We start from the raw sequence: 24,879 nt of genomic DNA on the forward strand, positions 1-24,879 counted from the left end.
CATTTAGGGGACGAAGCAGCCCATGGCGGTCGGGATCGAGTGCAGTTCGTTCAGGAAGGCCGCTAAATCCGTTGCCAGGATCCGCTGCTTTTCGTAGTTCAACCCCGAAATGTCCTGCAACGGCTCTCCTGCGAGTTTGGCATCAACTGAGACGAGGTGTTCGCCAGCCTTCCGCAATTCCATTCCCGGAACGGGCGCGGATAGAGATGGGCGCACAGCTCGCCTATTCCTGTTTTGACGCTGCCATATTTGTTGCAGAGATCAGTGCGCAGGCTGAAACGACAACCAGCATCCCAAACGCAACTTGGTATGCCGACCCTGGGGTCGAGATGTCGACCTGCTCAATGACAGCCACCACCGCAATCGCGCCGACTGCACCTCTAATGCGTTGGGCAACATTGATCAACGTCGCTGCGTCGCCGGTTTCGGTTTTGTCGACGACGCGCTGTTGTCGCGTGTCGGTGACGTCAGGCGCCGCGCGGGCTTCACCGGCGCGGCATGGTTGATTCATAAAGGCGCGGCGCTATCAAATGCCGCGTCGTCGTCCGAGAGCGCAAACTCAAGCGGAACAGCTTGAATAACCGTTCGAGAGAACGCTCTGTCGCCGATCATTTCGCCGGTAGACGAGATGAGATGGACTGGATCACACCAATTGCGCCTTGCGGATCCCGGTTGGCAAGCACGGCGACCACGTAGCCGGAGTCCGGAAAAATCAGCAGCTGTCCATAGATGCCCGGGGCGCCACCATTGTGGCCGACCACCCTCACACCATCCCCCGAAAGCTCGTCGCTAAAGCCGTAGGCATATCTGGAAGAACCCATCGAAGCGACCTTGCCGGCGATTAAAAGCTCTGTGTGCTCTTCATCCAGCAGCTTATTTTCTCTGAGCGCTGTGGCGAAGCGGATGAGATCGCCGACAGTCGAGTACCCGCCACCTGCTGGTCCACCTCGATATGGCAAGGAATCGGTGTTCGGCCGCAACGGCGGCAGTTGCCCGCCAACAGGGTGCCCGCTCAGCCTCTCGCCGGGCGGAACGCGGGTGTAGCCGATCGCGGTTTTCGGCGGCAGTTCGCTTACCGGGTAATTGTCCGTCGAGTTCATGCCCGCCGGCTGAAAGATGTGCTTGCGGACATAGTCGAAGTAGCTTTCCCCGCTTACTGTCTCGATGATGCGTCCGAGCAGGATGAAGCCGTAGTTGCTGTATTCCCAACTGCTCCCCGGTTCGAAGCGGGGGGAGCGTTCGCCGAACAGGGCGATGAAGTCTTCCGGTTCCGTCAGGTCCTCGCGATTGGCGTTGAAGAGCTCGATTTCATCCGGCCCGAAGATGTTTCCAGCTCCCGCCGTATGAGTCAGCAACTGATGGATGGTTGCCGCGGCCATCGCCTCGTTCGGATAATCCGGGAGGTATGCTGAAAGCGGATCGTCGAGGCTAACCCGGCCGGCCTGCACCAATTGTAGAATGGCGGTCCCGGTGAACATCTTGCCCATCGAACCGATGCCGAAAGCCGTGTCGACATCATTGGGGATCTGCCTTTCGATGTCAGCGCAACCTTTGGCCTTCGCAAATATCGTCTCCCCGTCTCTGGAGACCATCACAGCGCCAGCGAACATGTCGGCCGCCGTCTGCCGATCCAGTTCCTCCGCAAGTGCGGCGATCGCTTCCGATTCCGTCACGCGTTCGGCGACGCGTCCCTGCCCTGCACCGCCAACGACCCGCTCGCCACGTTGCAGATTGTCAGGCGGGGCGCTCGACGGCTGATCGGGGCCGTTGCGCGGAAGGCCCGGCGGCGAGTCGCCACCAATCACCACGGGTTCGGCTGTAGCAGAGTAGGTAGTAAGGAGGCAGACCAGGGTGGCCAGTGCCAATCCATTTAACGCCTTCATGGCTTCCACTTCCTCGGAAATGTGATGTGAGACTCGTGCTTGGGTGGACTAGCCAAGTCCATTGAGAGGGTCATGTCGTACTCTACTGATAAAGCTTCCGCAGGCTTGTCTGCAGGTAGTCCATGGCTGTCGACCACTTCGGGTCGGACCAGCGCTGCCCAATTTCCTCATCGGAAACGTTCTCAACCCGTTGCTGCAGCCACCAGACATTTCCGTAGGGATCGCGAACGCGACCCACCTTGTCCCCGAAGGCCAGGTGCGTCACTTGGGTAATTGGCTGCGCGCCGGCGGCGACCGCTCGTTTGAACAGCTCCTCAGCGTCCTCGACGAACAGGCGAAGGAATGCTGGGGTTGGCGGCCAATCACGCATGTCGAACATTAGAATGATCGTATTGCCGATGCGCATTTCGGCATGGCCGATGCTCCCATCCGGGTTTTGGAAGCTGCCGAGATCCTCTGCATCAAAAGCTTCCGAGAGAAAACTCATCAGCCGGACCGTATCTTTGCCGATGATCCAAGGTGCAACCGAGGCATAGCCGGGAGGAATAATTGGTATGTTCTGCATGAGACAATCTCCATCGGGTTTGCGAACGGCACAATGACATGGTCTGTTGCCAAATGGTGTCAGCAGAGCCAAAGGTGCTAACTTGTCACCACTGAACGTCGTCTATTCACTGCTCTGCCTAAGCGCAATCGAGACGGGAAGCAGAGCCCGCACGGCATCGGTTCCAGGGTCGACTACTACAATCGGCGGCGTCCGCATTCGGCGGCAGGACGCCCGACGATGCCTGTGAAAGGACTGAATTGACGGGGCAACTGGCGGCGGCGGAGAAACAACTCGATCTGTCTTAGCTTAGCCGCCAACTGCCTCATCAAGCGGCACCAGCTCAGAGCCCCCGGCAGCCACCGCCATAAGCTGCGTCGCACCTGCCCAAGCCTTAGACTCCACGGTGTTTCAGTTTCCTGCCTCACTTCTACTTTGCGGTCGGCCTTTATGTGTCGGCGATCTTTGCGGCCCTGTTCGCAAGTTTTTAGGCTATCGGCGGACATTCACCGATCGGGCTGCGTTTTAAACCAGGTTGTGGCGCGTGATGGCAATCGCTCCGAGCAAGGCCCCGAGCGAGAGAGCCACTGATGTAAAGACGTACAGACCTGCCAGGAACCAAAGCCCGCGCTCGATCAGCATCGTCGTCTCCATTGAAAAGGCGGAAAAGGTGGTAAAGCCTCCGAGAACACCGGTAGTGAGGAAAAGGCGGGCTTGTTGGGGCAAGCCGGTACGCGCTGCGAAGTACCCCACCACAACACCCATCAGGCATGAGCCAACAACGTTTATGAACAGCGTGCTGAAGGGAAAAATTCCGGGGATGAACAGCCGCTGGGCGGTGACGTTGATGGCGTGGCGCGCCATGCCACCAAAGCCTGCACCGATGAAAATGATCAGATAATTCATGGTTGCCTCGCTGTTGGGGCAACCAGACCGTCGATCGCTATGCCAGCACCCATCCATCGACAGGCGAATTGCCTGTTGTTGTAGGAGTTATCGGCCAAGGTGGCGGTTGTCGGGAAACTCCATCCCCATCGAAAAAGCTGTATCCGAACGTTGGTTAGCCAGCTCGGCCAGGGCTGTCCTGCCCAGCTGCGGCAGTCCATCTTCCTGCGCCCAGGATGCCGCCGCGGGTGTCGCAGCCAGGTCAAACTGCCACCGTGGCGAGGAAATCCATCAGTACGTCAGCAGTCTCATCGGGATACTGATCCACGAAGAAATGCCCCCCGGGCAGCGAAGCTTCCGCAACATTTTCGCACCGCTTTCGCCATTCGCCTGGGATATCGAAGAGATGCGCCATCTGGCCGGCAGCACCAAAGAAGACCAAGGTGGGGCAGCCGATCTTGCGATTGATATCGGCTTGATCCAGCGCCAAGTCGACTGTTGCGGCGGCTCGATAATCAGAACAGGACCCGTGGATCATATGGGGGTCCCGCCATGAGCGTCGGTATGCGGCAAGCATCTCATCATCGAAGTCGCCGATGCGCGTTGCGCCCCAGCCGACCAGGCAGGTTTCGTAGAAGAAATCAGGATTGGCGCCGATTACCCGCTCGGGAAACGGCTCGGGCTGCGAGAGGAAGTACCAGTGCCAGTATGCGCCTGCGACACGGTGATTTGTGTCCATGAACATCGCCAATGTTGGCACGATGTCAAGCACCGCCAACGAAAGGATCTTGTCCGGATGGTCGAGTGCCATGCGATGCCCCGTTCTCCCGCCACGGTCGTGTCCGATCAAATGGAATCGCTCTATGCCGAGTTGCTCCATCAATCCGACCTGATCGTCTGCCATGGCGCGAAAACTGTAGTTGGAGTTGTCGGGAAGGCCGTGTGGCTTGGAGGATGCGCCGTAGCCGCGCAGGTCGGAACAAACCACGGTGAAATTGGCAGCGAGTTTTGGGGCCACTCTCGCCCACATCTCCTTTGATTGCGGAAATCCGTGCAACAGAAGAACTGGAGGGCCGTCGCCGCCAATCACGCAGGCAATGTCAACGCCGTCCACGCGCACGACTTCATTCCGAAATCCCTCAAACATGTGATGCCCCTTGGCGGTTTCCTGCCAGCGACCCGGTCCAATCGCGGATGCTGAACGTCAAATTGAACGTGTGGCTTTCGCGTATTTCCAGCGTTCGCGCTTTTCGTTCGCGCGCTGAGCGAAGCGCTGAAGGTCTATAATGGCGCGGGTGTGGGTCCCCTCACCGATCAAGCCGGCCTCGTCTCGGCAAGAGACCGTGAAAAACAGCGAGTTGCTGTTGATCTCCACGAGTTTGACATCAGCCACAAAGCTCATGCCAACGGGCGTGGGCGCGAGGTGGCTGACGTTGACGTGCGTGCCGACGGTTCGTTGCTGGGGCCGGAGATAAGGACGAAGCGCTTCGATACAGGTTTGTTCAACGAAGCCGATCATCATCGCGGTGGCAAGAACCGGAGGCATGTCGCGAAAGCCGGGCCAAGTGTCATCCAACTCCGGCACGGTGTGGAAAGGAGCAACTGTGAGTCGCTCTCGTGCTCCTACCCCCACTTCAAGTGGCAAGCACTCTTTGAACTCGTTCATGTGATCCCCACGCGCATGTTGATCGGCCAAATCACGGGTCGCCTTCGATCTCCCCAGATGAGGTGAAGATCGTGCACAAAAGCTTCGAGGATATCGTCTCGGCCAGCCTCATTGACCCGGTGCACAGCGGACCATGTCGAGAGGTAACCGAGAAAATCGCTCAGATCCCAAGCCCGGTCGATTTCCATTCCGGGAGTCGGTCGTTCCTCAAACGGAAATTCGAGATCGGCATAGCCTGACTCGACGAGCTTGCGCTCCGGCGGCCAGTAGCAAGCGATTTCTTCCCAATAGAAGCGCCTAAAGCGTGCGTCCAGGTCGGACGGAGCCAAGCGCGGCACTCCGTAGCTTACCAAGGCAATCACAGCCCCGTTCACGGCTACCCGGCGGACCTCGTCGTAGAAATCCGCAAGGTCGAACCAATGGGCGGATTGTGCAGCGGTAATAAGGGTAACGCTGCAATCGGGCAGCGGTAGGTTCTCGGCAGGTGCGCAAACATACTCGACACGGTCATGAGGCAGGGCGTTGCCGATCTGTTCAGTGCTCGGATCCACACCCATCACGGATTGGAAGAAGTCTGCGAGCTGATGGGTGAGCTGCCCAGTGCCGCAGCCGACGTCTACGGCTCTCGACGTATCGGGTGCCGCCTCCGCCAAGAAACGGGACAGGGAAGCCGGATATTCCGGTCTGAACGAAGCATAGCTGCGGCCGTCGCGATCAAACCAGTTCCTTGCGGATTTCGGTTCAGCCATCATTGGGCATCCTTTTGGTGGTTGGCGGCCTCTTTGAGTCGTGCCCCAAAACCTTGTCGCTCGAGCGCTTGCGCGGTGTCGGTGAGAACCTGAAGAAGCGGATGCCCAACCTCCGCCTCCAGATCTCCAATGGCCGAAAACGTAACCGCCCAGTGGGGCTCAAGTCTCTTCAGCAAATCCTTCCCTGTTCGGGTCAGGTGCAGTCCGGTCTTGCGCCCGTCGTCCAACTGGTGACGTGCCAGAATGCCGTCTTTCAGCATCAGCGAAACTGTCTGGCTGATCGCGCCCTGCGTGAGGGTACTGCGCGCAGTTATGTCGGTCACCGTTTCGGCGCCCGCACTCATCGCGCGAAGAACGGGGGTGTACCGTGGGCGGTATTGGAGGCCGATGTCGCGGTAATGCTCCTCTGCGCCCTGATCGACCAACTCGCCGACGTAGCGGAGCAATTCGCCCAAACCGGGTTTCACTTTCGAACTCATAGACACCCAATTACATTAGTGCTAATGCGATTGCAAGACCGGCAGATCCGAAGACATGAGCCTTGAGAACGCAAATCTGCGCTGTTTCATCGTAGCAGCAAACAGGCGGAGCTTCCGTGAGGCCGCCACGGTCTTGCGCGTACGACAGTCCAGCGTGAGCCGGGCGATTAGCCGGCTTGAAGACGAACTCGGGGTTTCCCTCTTCGTACGACACCGGTCGGGCGCCCGTCTAACGGCGGCAGGTGAGCGATTTCTGTCCGCTGTGCTCCCGGCATGCGAACAACTCGAAACGGCTCAACGCACAGCCGCAGCTGCTGGTCGGGCGGAAACCGGCATCGTTCAAGTCGGAGTTCTAACCTCACTGGCGGGCGGCTTTCTTCGGTCGCTGCTTCATGGTTATCGCAAGCTCAATCCCGGCGTTGAGATCGATGTTCACGACGGAAGCCGTGATAGCCATCTTGCCGCCATCCAGAAGCATGCGCTCGACGTGGCGTTTCTTACGGGAACCGAACGCGCTCCCTATTGCGAATGTGCTGAGATTTGGCGAGAGCGCGTTCATGTCGCGCTCTGGAAGGACCATCATCTCGCCGGGCGCCATTGCCTGGACTGGGACGATCTGCGCAAAGAGCGTTTTATTGTAAGTCGCTTCGCTCCTGGAATGGAGGTGCAGAACTACATCGTCCGTCGTGCATCGACATGTGGCGTTCGCCCAAATATCGAGATCAAGAATGCGGGTCGTGAAACCCTTATGAACCTCGTGAGTCTTGGTCAGGGAATTACCCTTGTCTCGGCTGCCTGGGCGTCCGTCGGGTTGCCAGACCTTGTTCTGAGGCCCCTATCGGACGCACACGATGTCATTCCGTTCAGTGCAGTTTGGTCGGCCCAAAATGACAATCCAGCGCTACGCCGGCTTCTCAGCATCGCGCACATGATGTCCGGGCACGCGAGACCGGGCACATCGGATTGGGCTGCGCCGACACTTGGCATTAGACGCCTGCACGATGTGAACGCCTAAGCCGCTGGAAGGCACGATCCGTCGCCATGAAGCGCTGGAGCATCGGAACGATCAATCGTAACGGATCGCCGGGCGGCTGCCCCGTCTCATGACCGAGAATATCGGCATAAGCGACAAGCTCCCGATGCAGGCTGGCCGGGAGCTCAAGGGTGACCTTAACGGGTTTGTCGTCTGGCAAGGGACCAAGCTTCAGCTTCACCACAGTCAGCCTCCATAGGGTTCGAGAATGAGATCGCGGGTGACGATGACGCGCACCGGGAAGCCCGGCCGGATGGTGAGCGTCGGTCTGACTTGCAGCTGGCGCTGGACGATCTGCTGGCCGGCATCGTTGATCGTGTCCTGAGCACCGTTGCGGATCGCCTGGATCAGGCGTTCGTCATCATCCATCGTCAGTTCCGCCCCGACCGAAAGCAGCGTGGAGAGACCAGCTGCCTTGGCGAGATCCCACCAGTGGTAGTTGACCCCATCCTCAAGGCCGGCAAATCCTCTCGTGTCGGCGCCCGGCTGGCGTTCGAGAACGATGGAGCGGCCGTTGGGGAAGATCAGCCGGTTCCAAACCAGGAGCACACGCCGATCGCCGAAATCGACGTCGTTGCTGTATTCGCCGATAATGCGCGTACCCTGCGGAACCAGGAGCGTGTTTCCCGTTGGACTGTCGTAGATATGCTGGGTGACTTGCGCCGTAATCTGGCCAGGGAGATCGGAGCGAATGCCAGTGATGAGCGCGGCCGGAATGACGGACCCGGCCTGCAGCACGTAGGGCGATGCCGGCGCCATCACACGGTCGGGCGCTACGGTGCGCCGGTCCACGGGACCGTTGAGGAAGGCGAGATCGCTGTTTTGTGCCGCGCCCGGTTGGTGGCCGAGATTTAGCCCGGTGATCGATGGTGTCGATGTCTCTCGCGCCGCAGTCGGCGCGGACTGGAAGAAGACCTGACTGGTGCGCGCGGCCTCTTCCTCGGCCATGCGCCGCTGCTCCTCCGGATCGACGGCCGGCGTATTGATGGCCGGCGGCGGAACGGGTTGGCCGCGTTCCTGAGCATCGAGGATCGGACGGCCGAGATCGCCGGGCAGTGGTGGACCGAGCACTGGACCGGTGTAGTCGCTAGGCAACTCATTCAATCCATCCGCGGTGTTGCGGTTCTCGGTCGAGTAAAGCTCGTCGCTGTCCGCGCCATTTTCGGGCGTCTGGAGCGCATAGATCAAAGCACCACCGACACCGAGGGCGGCGACGAGGCCGAGGCCGGCCAGGACACGCCGTGAAAGCCGAGTCACGCGCGGCGGATTTCCCCTCAACCGCATTGGTTCGGCGGTATCGTCCGGCATCGCTTCGAGTGGGACGCCATCTTCCCTGTTGTCGTCGGCATCGCTCATGATCCTGGCCTCCCGTCGGTTCGCACAATCCTGACGGTCTGCTGGCGGTCTTCGCTGCCGAGGCGCAACTCGGCGGCCGCAAAGATGCGGTCCACGATCAGGATGTTTCGGTAGATGCGGCTGTTGACGATTTCCGGCTCCCCATCCCAGCCGAGCACGAAGAGTGGCGGCATCTCGCCCTGCACGATCCCAACGGGGAAGACGATATAGACCCGCCGCCCGTCGTCGAAGACCGAGACCGGCCGCCAGGGCGGTCTGTCGCCTTGCAGTCCGTAGCGGTGATGCCGCGCGACCTCGGCGAAAAGCGGATCACGCTTGGCGGCCCAGACTGCGGCGACATGTCCGATCGCCCAGATCGCGATGCCCACGAGCCAGAGCCGCAGGCCGAGTCCCACCGCGCCGGCGAGGGTTCCGTTCATGATCGCGATGGCGCGCGGCGCACCACCCAGCAGGATCGGCTCGGTCAGCGCCCGGTGAACCGGCACCGAAAAGCCGAGCAGTTCGCCGCCCTGGTCGGAGGTGACAGCCATCAGACCAGTGCCCCGCCGCCGAAGGAGAAGAAAGACAGAAAGAAGGAACTCGCCGCGAAGGCGATCGACAGGCCGAACACGATCTGGATCAGGCGCCGGAACCCGCCGGACGTGTCGCCGAAAGCAAGGGTCAGGCCGGTGATGATAATGATGATGACGGCGATGATCTTGGCGACCGGACCCTCGATGGATTCGAGGATCGACTGAAGCGGTGCCTCCCAGGGCATCGATGAGCCGGAAGCGTGTGCAGCGGGCGCCATCATCAACGTCATGACAGCAAGCGACATTGCGGTCGCCAGTCTCTGGCGGGCGTTATGCAGGGTCTGGTTCATGGAAGCGTTCCTTTGCGGCTGGGATGGAAAGAGCTGTGTCGGGAGCCTCGACAGCGGTCACGACGCGGTAATCGCCATCGAGGCCGAGACCTTCAACACGGGCGAGTTCGGACAGGCGGCGGGCCGAGCCGCGCCCTGACAGCACGGCCACAAGATCGATCGTTTCCGCGATCAAGGCGCGCGGGACGGTGACGACGGCTTCCTGGATGAGTTGCTCAAGACGGCGCAGCGCACCCAGCGCCGTGCCCGCATGGATCGTACCCACCCCACCGGGATGGCCGGTGCCCCATGCTTTAAGGAGATCGAGCGCCTCGCTGCCGCGAACCTCGCCAATGGGAATGCGGTCGGGCCGCAAGCGCAGCGACGAACGGACGAGGTCGGAGAGCGACGCGACGCCGTCTTTCGTCCGCATGGCGACGAGGTTTGGCGCGGCGCATTGCAGTTCGCGCGTATCCTCGATGATGACGACGCGGTCGGATGTCTTCGCGACCTCAGCCAGGAGAGCATTGGTCAGCGTCGTCTTACCAGTGGAAGTGCCGCCGGCAACAAGGATGTTGGCGCGCGCGGCGACGCCGAACCGCAACGCCGATGCCTGCGCGACCGTCATGATGCCGGCGGCAACATAGTCATCGAGGGTGAACACCGCGACGGCCGGCTTGCGGATCGCGAAAGCCGGCGCAGCCACGACTGGCGGCAGAAGTCCCTCGAACCGCTCCCCCGTTCCAGGTAGCTCCGCCGAGACGCGGGGGCTGCCGGTATGAACTTCTGCGCCGACATGGTGGGCGACCAGGCGGATGATCCGCTCGCCATCCTCTGACGAAAGGCGCTCGCCGGTGTCCGACAATCCCTCGGAGAGGCGGTCGATCCAGAGCCGCCCGTCCGGGTTCAGCATCACCTCGACAACGGCGGGATCTTCCAGGAATGTCGCGATAGCCGGACCGAGCGCGGTGCGCAGCATTCGCGCGCCGCGTGCGATCCCTTCCGAATTGCGATGTGAGGCTGCCATCCGATCCCCGATTCCAACGGGGACGAACAGACGTTCCCCATGCGGGGATGATTAAAAGAGCCTGATCTAGGGCTGATTCAACAAAGAATTAGCGGCGGCGTGGCGTAGCGTACAAATACAGGAAAACGGCGGCTGTCCCATTCTCTGCTCCCGCGAGAGCAGAATTGAACCGTGTTGTGGAAGTAACGGCATGCCGTGTCATCCGTCGAAGCGTCTCATCGGCCAATGGTTGCCACGACTTCTGTGAATCGGGCCACCTCAGCTTCCGTGTTGAAGTAATGCACTGACGCTCTGACCAAGGAGGCTAGCCCTCTGTCTTCGAAGTCTAGTCGTGCGTAGGGCATCGCCGAGACGGATACATTTATTCCTCGGCGTCGAAGCTCCTCAGCCATGTCTGCGGGTTCAACGCCGTCCTTGCTGAACGTAACGATCCCACATTTCTTCTGGCCTAGGTCATGAACTGTCACGCCGCGCGTGTCAGCAAGCGCATCACGCAACTCCTGCGCTAGCTTGCCGACGCGCATCTCAATGTTCTTCAGGCCCACGCCGCGCGCGTAGCGAACAGCCGCCATGAGACCGACCCGGCCCGCGACATAGCTTTCCCAATTCTCAAAGCGTTTCGCGCCGTCTGCGAACGTGTACCCGTTTGCTTCTGTCCAGGTGGCCGACAAAAGGTCGATAAATGGAGGATCAATCTCGTTGATGATTTCTTTGCGCACATAAAGGAAGCCGGTTCCACGAGGTCCGCGCAGGAATTTTCGCCCGGTGCCAGACAACATGTCGCAACCGATGGCCTTTACGTCCACTTCGAGCTGTCCGACGGATTGGCAGGCGTCGAGCAGATAACGAACGCCGTGCTTTTTGGCGATACTTCCTACAGCTACGGCAGGGTTGACCAATCCGCCCTGCGTAGGCACGTGCGTGATCGCGATGAGCCTCGTGCTTGGACGGATCATTCGATCCAACGCCTCGACATCGATCTGCCCATACTCATCCGAGGGTGCGAGGTCGATCTCGAAACCAACTCTCTTCGACTGCTGGAGAAGAGCAAGGTAGTTCGAGGCATATTCCGAAGCGTGCGTAATGACGCGATCGCCTACTTTCAGGTTGAGGCCATAAAACGCCATATCCCATGCTCGGGTCGCGTTTTCGACGTAAGCGATTTCGTCTGACGAAGCATTCAAAAGCGCGGCAAACTCAGTATAGAACGCAGCGAGATCCTCTTCAGCCCACCGTTCGGCCTCGTAGCCTCCCACGGAGTTTTCGTCGCGCAAAACCCGCTGCAGTGCGTCGAACACAGGAGTGGGCATCAGAGACGAGCCCGCGTTGTTGAAATGCAAAACGTTTTCGCAACTCGGCGTATCGGCCCGGGCTTTTTCTATGTTCAGCACGATAATATCCTCCCAACTGCTAATCGGAAGTGCGGCAAGCCAATCAACTTCCTGCTTGAGGCTCTGCAACCAATTTTGCCGAGACCTAGAACAATCGAATTTGCCACGCACATAGCGTGATAGCATCCCAGAGGCGCGGCGCATGAGCCCGGCGATGCGGCTGGCATTGGAGTTGGACGATAGCATCCAGGGAATTCCATTTGAATGTTGTCCAACCCCAAAAACGGGTCTACGCCATGCGAAAATGTCAAGGATGAGAATTTGGCGGGCACACCAATCTAGCCCGAAGCGCCTCTAGACGTTTCAAGTCATAAATCTAAAAACGCATACCCATTTTGCACATGCTCCAGTTCAACAATGCCATGGCGGCGCAGATTTATTGAACATGCAATGCTAAGTAAGGGTGGGCAACAGGGTTCAACTCCCAGATCCGTCAATGTCCTCAGGAATCTCCTGCCTGAGCTTCGGTCCTTTTGCGAGACGACGTCCCAATGCTGTAATGAACGCCTCGTAACGATCGCTGGCCTTCGCACGGGCGGCGAGTGCTGCCGGCTCCGGCAACGCCGGCGTCGTCGCCAGCCAGAACCGAACGAAGATGGCCAATGTCTCGACGGAGATGCCGACGTCACGCTCCAGACGAATCATGCGGCGATCAATCTGATCTAGCCGCTTTGCGATGGCGGCCTCGCGCCTCTCGGCATCGTCCGGCGACAGGAAGGAAGCGATGGCTGCCTCCGCGATCATCGACTGGGACTGCTCGCGGCGCGCGGCATATTCCAGGAGCATCGTCATGACGTCCGGATCGAGATAGACGGAGATCTGTGTCTTCTTCCTACGGCCAGCCATGGTCTAAAGTTCCATTCCGTCCTTGGGGTCCATCGAGATCTGCCGCGCCACGCGTTGCATGACCCGTGTCATCCGGCTGTTGCGCGCGGTTTCCTCGTGATCATCGTCGATGGGATCGATCTCGAACTCGTTTTGGATCGGCTCTTTTCGCTCGAAGGGTCGAGTGCGGCTGAGTTCAGGTTGGTATCGCCGTTCGGAATCAGTCGAATCTTCCTCCTCGGTCGCGTTGCAGGTGGCTCCTGCCGCGTGTGCTGGCTTCGGTGGCAATGGCAGCGTGGACCAGTCATCACCTCTGGCCTTGGTTGCGGTAATCTTGGACGGGGGCGGCAGGATGCGTTCGCAGAAGCGCGGATCCTCGTAGTAGCGCGCCTTCTTCGCCCGGATCGGCGGCATGCCGGCAACCAAAACAATCTCGTCGGTGGGTGAGAGCTGCATGACCTCGCCGGGCGTCAGCAGTTGACGGGCGGTTTCCGAACGCGAGACCATCAAGTGTCCGAGCCAGGGCGATAAACGGTGCCCGGCATAGTTCTTCATCGCCCTCATTTCCGTCGCAGTACCGAGTGCGTCAGACACGCGCTTTGCCGTGCGCTCGTCGTTGGTGGCGAAGCTGACGCGGACATGGCAGTTGTCGAGGATCGAGTTGTTCGGACCGTAGGCCTTCTCGATCTGGTTCAGCGATTGCGCGATAAGGAAGCTCTTGAGGCCGTAGCCCGCCATAAAGGCCAGAGCACTCTCGAAGAAGTCGAGGCGTCCGAGTGCCGGAAATTCGTCGAGCATGAGCAGTAAGCGGTGCCGGTCACTTTTCTTCTGCAGGTCCTCGGTCAGTCGCCGGCCGATCTGATTAAGGATCAGACGGATCAGTGGCTTGGTCCGATTGATGTCAGAAGGCGGCACGACGAGGTAGAGCGTCGTCGGGTGTTTGCCGCCGACCATATCGGTGATGCGCCAATCGCAGCGCCGGGTGACCTTGGCGACGATCGGATCGCGATAAAGGCCGAGGAACGACATAGCGGTGGAGAGCACGCCACTGCGTTCGTTGTCCGACTTGTTGAGGAGCTCGCGCGCTGCACTGGCGATGACCGGATGTGGACCGGCTCCGCCGAGATGCGCGGTCTTCATCATAGCGGCGAGCGTGGATTCAATCGGGCGCTTCGGATCGGACAGGAAGGCGGCGACGCCGGCGAGCGTTTTGTCCTCCTCGGCATAGAGAACATGGAGGATGGCGCCGACCAGGAGCGCGTGACTGGTCTTCTCCCAGTGATTGCGTTTCTCGAGGGAGCCTTCGGGATCGACAAGAATATCGGCGATGTTCTGGACGTCGCGCACCTCCCACTCGCCGCGGCGAACCTCGAGCAACGGATTGTAGGCCGACGATTTCGGATCGGTCGGGTCGAACAGCAGCACGCGGCCATGCCGGGAACGAAAGCCGGCGGTGAGCTGCCAGTTCTCCCCCTTGATGTCATGGACGATCGCCGAGCCCGGCCAGGTCAGAAGCGAGGGGATGACGAGACCGACGCCCTTGCCCGAACGGGTCGGTGCGAAGCACAGGACATGCTCCGGCCCCTCATGGCGGAGATAGTCGTTCCTGAGCTTGCCGAGAACGACACCGTCGGGTCCGAGCAGGCCGGCGGCCCTCACCTCATCTGGCTTCGCCCAACGCGCCGATCCATAAGTGTCGACACTCTGCGCCTCGCGTGCGCGCCAGACGGACATGAGGATCGCCACTGCGATTGAAATGAAACCGCCGGAAGCCGCGATGACCGCGCCCTCGATGAAGATCGGTGGTGCATAGGCATCGTAGAAGTACCACCACCACAAGAAGGCGGGCGGATAGTAGATCGGCCATCCCGCGAACTCGAACCAAGGTGCACCTAGCTGGGGCTGGAAGCCAAGGCGCCAAGCTGTCCACTGCGTCGCCGCCCAGGTGGTAGTGAGGACGATCGTGAAGACGATGACGATCTGACCCCAGAGAATTTTCGTACCCGACATGGCACATTTACCAAGAAAATATAGGTACGTTGGGGACCATGAACGGGGTCGGCAAGCCCGTTATTTCTCCAGTCGTAAAAACGGTGCCTAACGGTCAGAGAACGGCGGGCTGACTATGTGCGAAACCGTCATTGGCTGGATGCGACGCCGTACGAAGCGGTGTTTTTGGACAGACTAGGAGTATTCCCGCTCCGCGCCAGTAGCGGAGATTGATCCGCAGTCTCAACAGGCAACTCGCGCCGACAGAGTCTCACCGCGGGGGACCTACGAGCGTGGCCCGCTGCTTCTTTTCTCGTGCCTTCTTGGGATCTTTGATCGCCTCAACAGACTCGATGCATTCGGCAATATACTCCCGCGGCAGGCCGTGTTCCCTGGCACCAGCAAGGACGAAGTCCTTGTACCAACCATAGGGCTTGAGGTTGTCGTCGACATAGTCCGAGCTGGCGAGATAGGTAAGGACTTTCCGCCTGCGACCTTTGTCATTGATGACCGCGACCATTGCGTGCTCGTAACCGCTGCCAAAGCCCTCGGCCTTATCTAGCTTCGCTCGCTCGGCAGGATCAAAGCTGAACAGGACTCCGATCACGCTATCGTCGTTCCCGCTGGCAAACGCGTTGCACTTACCGGAGTTGTCCACACTACGCTTGTGAAAACGGAGCGAATGACTCGGCAAGGTCGCGATGCCGAGCGGTTTGCAGCTCGGCATGCGTTCGCGCAGCCGGGCGGTCGACATGTTGGACCCATAGGCGAAATAGACGACGGGGCCCGGTGGCCCGGACTCTATTTTCTTCAGCGCCGGGATTGTGGCATCGCCCGGCTTGAGGACTGTGCGCAGCGGCACCGTCATTATGCTGCACGCGTCGGTTTCTTCACCCTCACGTGTGATGATCAGCTGTCCCTCTTCGAGGTCGACGATTGGAATCGGCCTGCCGGTCCATCCGCAGTCGGCGCACCGCGGGCGTTCCCAGAGGACCCCAGGTGCCGCGGTGTTCTCGCCCTGTTCGGGCTCGAGGTGTGGTGAGCCGCATTTCGGGCACTCCACAGGCACACCGCGCAGCGCACGAAGGATCAACGACATTGCCATACCGGTGGCGTGTTGGGCCAACGAGTGCGCCATGTCTGCATCAATCCAGGTGGCCGACTTTGAGTGCGTCAGCCAGTTGGAAAAGGTCCATGCGGACTCAAGCGCACCCTTGAGCGCCCCGCGACGCTCCTTGTTGGAGTCGCCTGGCAGAAGATCGTTGCAGATGATCTCCGCCCACTCGCGGAAGTTCGCGCGCTGCGGCGGTGTGTCGGTCCACGTTGCCGCGTCCTGCGCGGCGCCGATTAATTCGAGTAGCGTCTCCCGGCAGCGGACACCGACAGCCTGATAGCCCGCGAGGTTGTGCGCCTGTGTCACGGCGATGCCGGCTTCTTCGATCTTCTCGAAGATGGGACCGAACGGGATGATACGTAGATCGTCTGTCTGCTGCTCAGCCGTGCGCGGGATGCGGAGGATCAGGCCAATATGGAAGGTCAGAGCAAGGTCCATGTTGGGGAACTGCTCTTGAGAATAGAGGTTTGTGCCGCCCGTGATGACCCACCAGCGATCCTTGTTGGTGTGGATGTCCCACACGTCGTGGCGCGTGTTCAGAACGGCCTCCGAGTAGACCTTCTGCATAAACGTCACTTCGAGGTCAGGCGCCTGCCATTCGAAGTATTCCCGGACTTCCTCGATCTCTTCTTCGGTCGCTTTCAACATAATCGGCTCCCACGATGGACTCGTCGCACCGCGCTGCAAAGGGTTAGCGAAACAATAGTCCGATGTCGCAGCGCTTACAAAAGCCGACACGGCAACGCAGGACGTCCTTGGGCTCGAAGCTGTCCTTCGCCAACGGTCTAGTTACACCCACTGACAAAGTTCAGCGCCCCAGGCCCCGCTTGCGGCCGAAGCTCCAATCGATCCCACCGTCCCCGCGCGCGACGCCAGAGACATGGCGGCCCAGATGTTTTTCGAGCGAGGGCGTCCAGGGCACGAGTTGGAAGCCGAGGCCGTCGTCAATCATGGCGAAGCGTCCAGAGGTGAGCGACAGGCGTTTGCAATAGGTGCCGGCGACATACTCACCGCTACCTGCGCGCTGGAACGGCTGCCCTGTCTGCGCTGCAATTTTCTCGCCCAACGTTTCCACTTCGCGCTGGCGGAGCGTGCCGAGTAGATTGCGGCTAAAGATGATGCGTCGGCCCTCTCGTTCAGCAAAGCCCTCCTCGATCAGGTGATCCGCGCGCCGATCCAGGGCTTGGCGAACTTCCGCGCCGAAGCCGCCTTCTGACAGTGCCGCGGGGTCGCGCGCGATGTTCTGCCGGTCGAGCCAGGTCGCCCCCGATGCGGTCACCTGCCGTTCGATGTCGAGATCGGAACGCACCGCGAGCACGACGCGGCGCCGGCCGCGGGAATCGTCATAGGCGCGCAGTTCGACGATCGAGCCCGGCGCGCTGTCGCCGGCGGCATCGAGATCGGCGAGTTTGATGTGATGGCTCCGTCCGTCAATGCCGTCGACCACGGCATAGGCTGTGGCCTTCAGTTCGTCGTCGAGTCCACGTTCGACCAGGCGGCCGACGATCGGCGTGTCGAGACTTTCGGCGGCCAGCACGTAATCCGCCGATCCGCGCCCGATGCCGCGCTCGGTCAGCGCCCGGTGCATGCGCTTGATGATGTCGCCGCGCGCGCCGAGTTCACGTAGCGTCGCCTCGGCGTTGTCATCGATCATCCATTGGCCGGGACCGACCTGATCGGCCAGGCCGAGCGCTTCCAGCTTGCGCAGCCGCCCCACCTTCAGCGCGTGGTACTCGTCAGGCTGCTCGCCCGGATGGCCGCCACGATCCTTTACGTGGTTCTGACTAGCATCACCTATTGAGTGAAGTGCAAGCCAGCTTCACCGATCCGACGTTGGGATGATGGATGGGCATGGGGATGCGATCAGCGTATCTCCGGTATCCAGCCGCCTGGGGAGCTTGCTCTGCTGATCGCAGAGGCATTAAGGGAAGGAGCAGGCTGACATGCCGAGGCTGTCCGACTTGGGTGCGGAATAGTTCCTCCGAGGCGGACCAACAAGGGCCAAGCAGCGGTCAGCCGCAGCGGCTCAACGGCAGCTTTCGGGATTTTGCGATCTCATAGCCGATGACGACAAAGAGGTCTTAAGCAGCCAAACGCTCATATTCCATAGAGCGGGCAAAATCATTCGCTGCGCTCGCACGATTGGTGGGTTTTAGCACAGCCTGGGGGGTGTCCCCGCAGAAGGGGTCGGGCAAGACTACAGGCTCGGCCGCAGGGGAAGGCCTTCCCCTCCCGGGGCTTTCCACGTCGCGGTCCATACGCTTCCAGCCAGCGGCGCGGTGGCTTCCCATCAGCCGATCCAACAACCTCGTTGGTCTTTTCCTTTACGGCCCCACGTGATACAAAACCTCGCACTATGGATGTTGAAGTGCGAGAGTATGTATCTATGCCTCAGGCCCGGCCCCAGCGCGAGATAGCCCGCGATCTCCTCGCGGCGCGTGGGATTCTGCGCCTAGCGGAACTCAGGGATGCCGGCGTGACCGCCGCAACCGTCAGCCGTATGGAAAAGGATGGCGAGGTTATCCGCCTAGCGCGCGGGCTCTACCAGCTTCCTGACGCAGAGCTCGACGCAAACCATAGCCTCGCCGAAGCGGCCAAGCGTTTTCCCAAGGGCGTGATTTGCCTCGTCTCGGCACTCGCCTTTCATGGCCTCACGGATCAGCTTCCCAAGAAGGTGTGGATGGCGATCGGTCGGAACGACTGGACGCCGAAACCGAGCGATATGCCGATCCGTGTGCTGCGTTTCTCGGACGATTTGCTTGCTGAAAGCGTCGAGACGCATGTGATTGAAGGCGTATCGGTCAAGATATTTGGTGTGGCGAAGACCGTTGCTGACTGCTTCCGGCATCGCGGCAAGATCGGTCTTCCTGTCGCGCTTGAGGGCCTGCAGGAAGCCCTGCGTCAACGTAAAGCCACGCCGGCCGACATCGCCAGGGCTGCTGATACAGGCGGGGTCGGCACGGTGATCCGCCCCTATCTGGAGGCGCTGACCGCCAATGGCTAAGGAGATGAAAAATATTGGCGCCTCGGTGCGCGCGCGGCTCCTCAACCTATCCAAGGCGAACGGACAGAGCTTCGATCTGGTGCTCACGCGCTTCGCGCTGGAGCGCCTCCTGTTCCGGCTCAGCCAGTCACCCCATGCCGACCGCTTCGTGCTGAAAGGCGCCATGCTGATGATGAGTTGGTTCGACGATCCGCACCGCGGGACGCGCGATCTCGATCTGCTGGGTTTTGGTGACCCGAGCGAAGCCGCGATGCTGGCGACATTCCGGGACATCCTCGCTCAGGACGCCGAAGACGGCGTCGTGTTCGATCCGGACACGCTGCGTGTCGATCGCATTCGCGAGGAGCTCGACTATGGCGGTCTCCGGCTGCGTGCGATCGCTTCGGTCGGCGGCGCCCGGATCAACCTCACGATCGACATCGGCTTTGGCGATGCGCTGGAGCCTGGGGCGGAAGTCGTCGACTATCCCGTAATGCTCGATCTCCCCGCGCCGAGACTGCGCGCCTATGCGCGGGAGACGGTCATTGCTGAGAAGTTCCAGGCGATGGTGGCGCTGGGGCGTGCCAACAGTCGGATGAAGGACTACTACGATATCTGGGTTTTGAGCCGGTCGTTCACCTTCGATGATGATAGGCTCGCTCGCGCGATCGCCGCAACCTTCGCGCGGCGCGAGACGGTGATCCCGACTGAGTTGCCTGATGCGCTTACGCTGGAATTTGCGACGGATGCACAGAAGCAACAGCAGTGGCGAGCTTTCGTTGAGGATATAGACTTGGATTCAGTAGATTTACCGGCTGTCGTTGAAGACCTTGCCATCTTCCTCTTGCCGCATGCTTCACGGGCCGGGAAACTGGATTTTTGAAATGCCGTGATATGTACGAGACAAAAGACATTGGAAACAGGGGGCATAACTGAATGTCAAAAAGCAAGGGAAATGTCGTTAGCATTGCTTCACGTGAAGCCCACATTAAACGAAAGCTGCGCCGACATCTGCACGCACTGGGTTTCGAGAAGTCTGATGAGGGTGCGCTTCGCATTCAAGGGTCCGGAAAGGACATTGTTCGCACGCTACACCGCGCGCAACGGCAAGAGCGGCTCCAGGTAAACCGCGAGTTCATTGCCGCCAAGGCCGAGAAGCTGTTGACGCATTTTGCGTCTGGCAAGGAAGTTGAGCCCACTAGAATATCGCCGGTACTCGAGCGCGTATCAGCGGGGACTCCGCAAGGCGACCTCTTTCGCCTCGCGTCGCTGACATGGTCGGTTCCAGTTTCAAATGGCTTCGGCAGGAGGATGCGATATCTCGTTTGGGATGAAAGCAACGGTAAGCTGATGGGTCTCATTGCCATCGGGGATCCGGTATTCAACCTCGCGGTTAGGGACAGGCTCATTGGCTGGGACGCCCATGACAGAAGCGCCCGTCTCGTCAACGTGATGGATGCTTACGTTCTTGGAGCCATACCCCCCTACAACGAATTGCTGGGCGGGAAACTCGTTGCCTGCTTGCTTCGGAGCCGGGACTTATACGACGATTTTGCGCGCACCTATGGCGGTTCCACCGGAATAATCTCGAAAGAGGAAAAAAGCGCGCGACTGCTCGCTGTTACCACATCGTCTTCAATGGGCCGATCGTCGGTCTACAATCGTTTAAAGCTTGGGGGGCAGCAGTATCTGAAATCCATCGGTTACACGGGAGGATGGGGGCATTTTCACATACCGGATCGGTTATTCGCGGAATTGCGCGACTACCTGCGCGATATCGACCACACCTATGCAGACCAGCACCGTTTTGGCCAAGGGCCAAACTGGCGTTTGCGAACTACAAGGGCAGCACTTTCAGCGCTCGGTTTCAAAGAAGACATGTTGCGACACGGAATTCAGCGCGAGGTCTTCATTTGTGAACTCGCCAAGAACGCTGCCAAGATATTGCACACCGGCAAGGGGAAGCCTGACGTCGGAGAACTCCTTTCAGCCAAAGAAATATCCGAGTTGGCGCTCGAGCGGTGGATGGTGCCTCGGGCCGAGCGCATGCCTGAATTCAAGAACTGGAACTCAAACGACATTGTCGATCTCTTTGGGAATCAGACCCGCATGCTCCGCAACCAGCTAAAAAGCTCTGATCTGTTCAAGGAAACGGCCTCGGGGTCATAGTTGGTCATGGCTGTGCCTTTGGACCAATGGCAGGAGCGAATGGAGCAGCATTTTGCGGCGCTTGCAGAGCGTCGCGCGGCGTCCGGCTTTCCTATCTTTGCTCTGGAGCACGGTCTGGATGATGGTGAATTGGAGAAGATTGCCGAGCAGCTACGGGCACGCCTGAACACCGGACTGAGACTGGCTCCACACTGGTTGCTCTGGACAATCTATGCGGCAGAGAGGGGGTATACTTACGAAGGCGGTGAATATTGGCAGTCTTTCGAGGATGTTACACCCGGCTGGGATTCCCGAGACCGGTACCGGGTTACGGCGTGGTTCTCGAAATTCCAGTCAACCTACAATGGCGTAGTTCCTTCCGGACCGTGGGCGTCGCACTTCAGCATAATCGCCTGGCCGATCACCCATGCTGTCTTGCCCCGCTATCTGCAGCAGCAATTTGCTCGGACATTGTATGATCTGCGCTTCACGCTTGCGCGACTGACGACGATCGAGCCTGCCGTAATTGGCCGTCTGATCGCGAGTAATGTCTACTACGCATCGACTCGTTTCGAGCAGTTTCTCCAGCAAGAGGAGTTGGTCGGCCGTATCGTCCTTGCGCTTCTGCACCAGGATCCGCGTGAAGGCGAAGAGCCTCTTCTGCCCGCTACGCTCGATCGAATCGTTGCCGATCTCGAGCAGATGCGACACGCCCGCGGTTGGCTCAGAGAGGCAAGTCGCGTTGTGGCTGACCGCTTCAAGGGCATTGGTCGAGGCACCGCACCTCGAACCATGAGCGACAGCCAGGATTCAGTCGAGCGAAGGCTGCAAGAAGCGAGGCCTGATGTTCGGCCCGATCTGCTGCTGCGATATGCCGGCGACGGGCGTTGGACGCTCGTGATCGACGTCCCCAATTTCAAGTCAATTGCCGCTCTCAATCCGGGTATCCAGCAGTTTCTTCGGCAGACCCGCTCGAAGTTGAACGGCGATGATGTCAGGCGGCCGGCGGGCTGGGTCCTGTCTGGCAACCGCCGTGCGGTTCTCAAGGCTTGGCCCGACCCGTCCAGGCCGTTGGTCAGTTTTGAGTCCTCGAATGGAGTCGTCGATCATCTTCTTGAGAGCGAATGCCGGATGAGCCCGGGTCCGATCTGGCTCTTCCGGATTGGCGCTGACGGCATCGCCCGCGAAATTGCCAGCCGTTTGATGCGACCCGGTTATGATTACATCTTGGCGTCGCCCGATGAATTTGAAGACCTGCAAGATGGCATGGCAGGCTGCGTCATCGAATGCAGCGATATCCGCGCCATCCGAGTTTCGGTGCCTTCCGATGTGTCCGACGCATATATTCAATGGCTGCGGATACGAAATCTCGAAATTGCCAGAACCATCCGTGTCTGGCCTGCCGGTTTGCCCGGCCGGAACTGGGATGGAGAAGGGCGAAGCGAATGGCTGACGACCGAAAAACCGTGTATCGGGATCGTTCCCGATTATCCCGTGGATTCCTATCGTGTCACGCTCGATGATGACGCGACCGCGACCTTTTCGGCCGGAAAGCCGGGACAGCCAACCTTTATTCAACTACCGCAATTGGCCGCGGGGACATATCGCCTCAACGTCAAAGCGCACCGAAGTGCGGCCCTGGATGAAACGGCGCGGACCTCGCATGAAGGTTTTCTGGAACTAAGAATACGCGAACCTGAACCATGGATACCCGGAACGACCTCGCATGTAGGCCTTGTGGTCACCAGCAATCCGCATGACGCCACGTTGGACGTGTTTTGGGAGAATGAGTTGGACCTAACGGTTTTCGGTCCCGAAGGTCGACAGGTTACCCCGCATGTGAGCCTTGAGGATGCCAAAGGCGAGGAGATTTACAGCGCCCAGGTCTGCCCACCAGTCGACCTGCCGATTCTTCCAGAAATTTGGGAAAGGCGGTTCCAGGAATTCCTGCAGCGGCAACACGCGGAGTGGCGATACCTTGAGGCCGCTTCCGGCCTTCTCACAATCGAGGGGCAGGAACTTGGGCGGTTCGTCGTCCGCTTCGACCACGATGCACTGCCGGTCCGCTGGGTCTTGCGCCATCAAGGCGAAGCCGTTGCGCTTCGCCTTGTCGACGATACAGGGCAAGAAGACGCGGAACCGAAATGCCGCTTTTTCAGCATGGAGACACCAACCAGGATCGAGCGCCTCGATGCTGGAGAAGCCCTTGCCGGGTTCGATGTCCAGTCGCCAGGCGGGCTGTTTATCGTCCAACACGGCAAGTTCCGGGACTTGGTCATCGTCAGCACCGGGCTATCCGGTAGCGGCTTGGAAGGCTTAGGTGTTCATCCTGTCTACGCCCGTATTGCCGACAGCCCCAAATCCATCATCAAGCATATGCGGATATTGGGCTACTGGAGGTCAGCGCGGCTTGCGGGCTTCCTTGCCAACGCACGGCGGCGCCAGGTCGTGGTTGGCCTGACCACTCGCCTTTATGGGGCCTTGGCCGGTCGAGATTGGGGCCGAGCCGAGGCCGCTTTCATGCGAAGCAGCGATTGTGAAAAGGGTTTCGATCATTTGCAATCGTTGCTTGATTACAGGGGAGGTTTTCCGTCCGTGCTGCGTCGTGATGCTCTGAGCATCGAAGGTGGAAGAAAGGCGATCGTGGGCTGGTATGCCGATTTGGCCGCACGCTATGGCGTTTGTTCCGACCTAGCGCTTTGCTCCCTGGCAGTCGATATAGCCAGCCGTCCGCACGAGGTGCCGCGCCTCTACCGTGACAGGCTGCCGGACCTTCTCAAACGCATTCTGGCGAAACCTCTGTTGCTGCGCGGAGCCCGGATCGTCGCGCTCAGTCATGCGTGCCTGGAAAATCGGCCCATAGAATTACTGCCGAGGTGGGAATGACGATCACTGAACTCACTCCGGATGAGGTTTTGGACTGCTGCCGTACGTCGCTTGGCATGGGGATCGAGTCTTCTGGGCTTGACGACATTCTGTTGGCGGGCCTCCTGCGGCGTGCAGCAGGGATACACTGTCCATGTTCAAGGACCGCGCTTCGCGCCGCCCTCATGGAAAGCCTTGCATACTTGCAGCCGGACTTCGGAGCACTCGCCGATCGGCTGGACAATCTGACCGAGGCCATGATCGTCGCCGGTGACTTGTTGGAGCTATCCGATGTCGCGACCGATGACCCAGACGTTAAAGGAACCTGGGTATTCGCGGCGCCGCCAGCTTTTGTGGTTCGCCGTACCGGAAGCATCTTCTTGACCGGAATCGCCCCCGATCAGGACATCTTCTTGCCGGAACACCTGGCGCGGCGCGTGGTCCGCTCCCACGTGACGCAGTTTATCGCACCCGAGTCTGGCGAGGATCTGATCGAGCAGTTGATCGCGCACGGACTACATCAATTGTCTGAGTCCGTGTGGCTCCGATCGCCCAAGACGCAGACCCCGGAACAGTTGATCCAACGTTTCGAAAATCAACTGAGCTCTCAGCCAACATGTGGGCCGGTATCCGGTCTCGAGATACTCGATCTAGACACCAAGGTGACCTACTATCGCGGTCGATGGGGCGCACCGCGTGGGCAGACCGGAACATTCGTCGCACGCCGGCCGCAGGAGTTCGGCGCGCCGCTCTGGAGCTTCGCAGAACTTGTCAATGGCACGTTGAAGCGGATCATCGACTTGCCTCCCAGGCACTTTCGTTGGCGCGGATGCGATGCCGCGTGGCACTTACAGATGGCGATTGACCGCATTGCGGGACATCCACAGCAATATCGGCGCAGCATCACAGATGCCGGTGTCCGCTTCGAATTCTTTTCGCCGCTGCCACTCTGGGCGCAGCGCCGGCTTATGATTCTCGGTCACGAACGTCCACACAGCCGCAGCTTGTTCGCGTATGAGATTCCCGTGGCAGAAGCTGCTGAAGAAGAAAAAAACCTTCAGGAAAACTTGTGGTTGGTGCCGACGGACGCGTAAGAATGCA

General features: G+C 59.8%; 22 protein-coding genes, 1 pseudogene and 1 riboswitch. Of the genes and pseudogenes, 6 read left to right on the forward strand and 17 right to left on the reverse strand.

Going from position 1 to position 24,879, the window contains the following annotated elements; all coding sequences use genetic code 11:
* Positions 1-608: 608 nt before the first annotated feature.
* The 7 genes from N1F89_RS06565 to N1F89_RS06595 all read right to left on the reverse strand — a co-directional run bounded on the left by N1F89_RS06565 (position 609) and on the right by N1F89_RS06595 (position 6,206).
* Complete coding sequence (locus N1F89_RS06565) at positions 609-1,865, reverse strand: serine hydrolase domain-containing protein (protein WP_290082705.1); 1,257 nt, start codon at positions 1,863-1,865, stop codon at positions 609-611.
* A 100-nt stretch (positions 1,866-1,965) separates the two neighbouring features.
* Positions 1,966-2,448, reverse strand: coding sequence for a VOC family protein (locus N1F89_RS06570; RefSeq protein ID WP_173189791.1), 483 nt, complete (start codon positions 2,446-2,448; stop codon positions 1,966-1,968).
* 504 nt (positions 2,449-2,952) lie between these two features.
* Complete coding sequence (crcB, locus tag N1F89_RS06575; protein ID WP_173189790.1) at positions 2,953-3,333, reverse strand: fluoride efflux transporter CrcB; 381 nt, start codon at positions 3,331-3,333, stop codon at positions 2,953-2,955.
* A 74-nt stretch (positions 3,334-3,407) separates the two neighbouring features.
* A riboswitch (Fluoride riboswitch) is annotated at positions 3,408-3,469 on the reverse strand.
* Positions 3,470-3,574: 105 nt separating this feature from the next.
* A complete protein-coding gene (locus tag N1F89_RS06580) occupies positions 3,575-4,459 on the reverse strand; it encodes an alpha/beta hydrolase (RefSeq protein ID WP_290082707.1) in 885 nt (294 codons plus the stop codon).
* A 57-nt stretch (positions 4,460-4,516) separates the two neighbouring features.
* Positions 4,517-4,978, reverse strand: coding sequence for a thioesterase family protein (locus N1F89_RS06585; RefSeq protein WP_173189788.1), 462 nt, complete (start codon positions 4,976-4,978; stop codon positions 4,517-4,519).
* A complete protein-coding gene (locus tag N1F89_RS06590) occupies positions 4,975-5,727 on the reverse strand; it encodes a class I SAM-dependent methyltransferase (RefSeq protein WP_173190124.1) in 753 nt (250 codons plus the stop codon). The genes N1F89_RS06585 and N1F89_RS06590 overlap by 4 nt, the downstream gene beginning before the upstream one ends.
* Positions 5,727-6,206, reverse strand: coding sequence for a MarR family transcriptional regulator (locus tag N1F89_RS06595; RefSeq protein ID WP_290082710.1), 480 nt, complete (start codon positions 6,204-6,206; stop codon positions 5,727-5,729). Before N1F89_RS06595 ends, N1F89_RS06590 begins: the two co-directional genes overlap by 1 nt.
* A gap of 55 nt (positions 6,207-6,261) precedes the next feature.
* Here N1F89_RS06595 and N1F89_RS06600 point away from each other — a divergent pair, with 55 nt between their 5' ends.
* A complete protein-coding gene (locus tag N1F89_RS06600; RefSeq protein ID WP_173189786.1) occupies positions 6,262-7,221 on the forward strand; it encodes a LysR family transcriptional regulator in 960 nt (319 codons plus the stop codon).
* Here the strand turns inward: N1F89_RS06600 and N1F89_RS06605 are convergent.
* The 10 genes and pseudogenes from N1F89_RS06605 to N1F89_RS06650 form a co-directional block, all read right to left on the reverse strand.
* The gene (locus tag N1F89_RS06605; protein ID WP_173189784.1) at positions 7,193-7,423 is read right to left on the reverse strand and encodes a DUF2274 domain-containing protein; all 231 of its coding nucleotides are present in this window, start codon (positions 7,421-7,423) and stop codon (positions 7,193-7,195) included. The genes N1F89_RS06600 and N1F89_RS06605 overlap by 29 nt on opposite strands.
* A gap of 2 nt (positions 7,424-7,425) precedes the next feature.
* On the reverse strand, positions 7,426-8,595 hold the full coding sequence (locus N1F89_RS06610) for a TrbI/VirB10 family protein (protein WP_173189782.1): 1,170 nt from the start codon (positions 8,593-8,595) through the stop codon (positions 7,426-7,428).
* Positions 8,592-9,125, reverse strand: coding sequence for a TrbG/VirB9 family P-type conjugative transfer protein (locus tag N1F89_RS06615; protein WP_290082712.1), 534 nt, complete (start codon positions 9,123-9,125; stop codon positions 8,592-8,594). Before N1F89_RS06615 ends, N1F89_RS06610 begins: the two co-directional genes overlap by 4 nt.
* Positions 9,125-9,412 carry a TrbC/VirB2 family protein gene (locus N1F89_RS06620; RefSeq protein WP_244648875.1) on the reverse strand — a complete coding sequence of 96 codons (288 nt, stop codon included), beginning with the start codon at positions 9,410-9,412 and terminating at the stop codon, positions 9,125-9,127. The genes N1F89_RS06615 and N1F89_RS06620 overlap by 1 nt, the downstream gene beginning before the upstream one ends.
* A gap of 25 nt (positions 9,413-9,437) precedes the next feature.
* Positions 9,438-10,463 (reverse strand): P-type conjugative transfer ATPase TrbB, encoded by a 1,026-nt coding sequence (gene trbB, locus N1F89_RS06625; RefSeq protein WP_173189768.1) that lies wholly within the window; start codon positions 10,461-10,463, stop codon positions 9,438-9,440.
* 215 nt (positions 10,464-10,678) lie between these two features.
* Positions 10,679-11,854 carry an aminotransferase class V-fold PLP-dependent enzyme gene (locus tag N1F89_RS06630; RefSeq protein ID WP_173190122.1) on the reverse strand — a complete coding sequence of 392 codons (1,176 nt, stop codon included), beginning with the start codon at positions 11,852-11,854 and terminating at the stop codon, positions 10,679-10,681.
* A gap of 417 nt (positions 11,855-12,271) precedes the next feature.
* A complete protein-coding gene (locus N1F89_RS06635; RefSeq protein ID WP_173189766.1) occupies positions 12,272-12,700 on the reverse strand; it encodes a CopG family transcriptional regulator in 429 nt (142 codons plus the stop codon).
* 3 nt (positions 12,701-12,703) lie between these two features.
* Entirely contained in the window at positions 12,704-14,689 is a 1,986-nt protein-coding gene (locus N1F89_RS06640; RefSeq protein WP_173189764.1) for a conjugal transfer protein TraG, read from the reverse strand.
* A gap of 250 nt (positions 14,690-14,939) precedes the next feature.
* A complete protein-coding gene (locus N1F89_RS06645) occupies positions 14,940-16,430 on the reverse strand; it encodes a gamma-glutamylcyclotransferase family protein (protein ID WP_173189763.1) in 1,491 nt (496 codons plus the stop codon).
* A 160-nt stretch (positions 16,431-16,590) separates the two neighbouring features.
* Positions 16,591-17,526, reverse strand: a pseudogene (locus N1F89_RS06650) (DUF3363 domain-containing protein); the annotation flags it as partial.
* 642 nt (positions 17,527-18,168) lie between these two features.
* Between N1F89_RS06650 and N1F89_RS06655 the strand changes: the two are divergent.
* Genes N1F89_RS06655 through N1F89_RS06675 form a run of 5 tightly spaced genes read left to right on the forward strand, consistent with a single transcriptional unit; the run spans position 18,169 to position 24,872 of the window.
* Positions 18,169-18,786, forward strand: coding sequence for a type IV toxin-antitoxin system AbiEi family antitoxin domain-containing protein (locus N1F89_RS06655; RefSeq protein WP_290082716.1), 618 nt, complete (start codon positions 18,169-18,171; stop codon positions 18,784-18,786).
* Positions 18,779-19,648, forward strand: coding sequence for a nucleotidyl transferase AbiEii/AbiGii toxin family protein (locus N1F89_RS06660; protein ID WP_290082718.1), 870 nt, complete (start codon positions 18,779-18,781; stop codon positions 19,646-19,648). The genes N1F89_RS06655 and N1F89_RS06660 overlap by 8 nt, the downstream gene beginning before the upstream one ends.
* Positions 19,649-19,701: 53 nt before the next feature.
* The gene (locus N1F89_RS06665; protein WP_290082720.1) at positions 19,702-20,934 is read left to right on the forward strand and encodes a Druantia anti-phage system protein DruA; all 1,233 of its coding nucleotides are present in this window, start codon (positions 19,702-19,704) and stop codon (positions 20,932-20,934) included.
* 39 nt (positions 20,935-20,973) lie between these two features.
* Positions 20,974-23,799: a hypothetical protein gene (locus N1F89_RS06670; protein WP_290082722.1), complete on the forward strand. Its 2,826-nt coding sequence runs from the start codon at positions 20,974-20,976 to the stop codon at positions 23,797-23,799.
* Complete coding sequence (locus N1F89_RS06675; RefSeq protein WP_290082723.1) at positions 23,796-24,872, forward strand: hypothetical protein; 1,077 nt, start codon at positions 23,796-23,798, stop codon at positions 24,870-24,872. Before N1F89_RS06670 ends, N1F89_RS06675 begins: the two co-directional genes overlap by 4 nt.
* Positions 24,873-24,879: the final 7 nt, after the last annotated feature.

This window comes from Aquibium sp. A9E412 (assembly GCF_030398335.1).
In the GTDB taxonomy this organism is placed as follows: domain Bacteria; phylum Pseudomonadota; class Alphaproteobacteria; order Rhizobiales; family Rhizobiaceae; genus A9E412.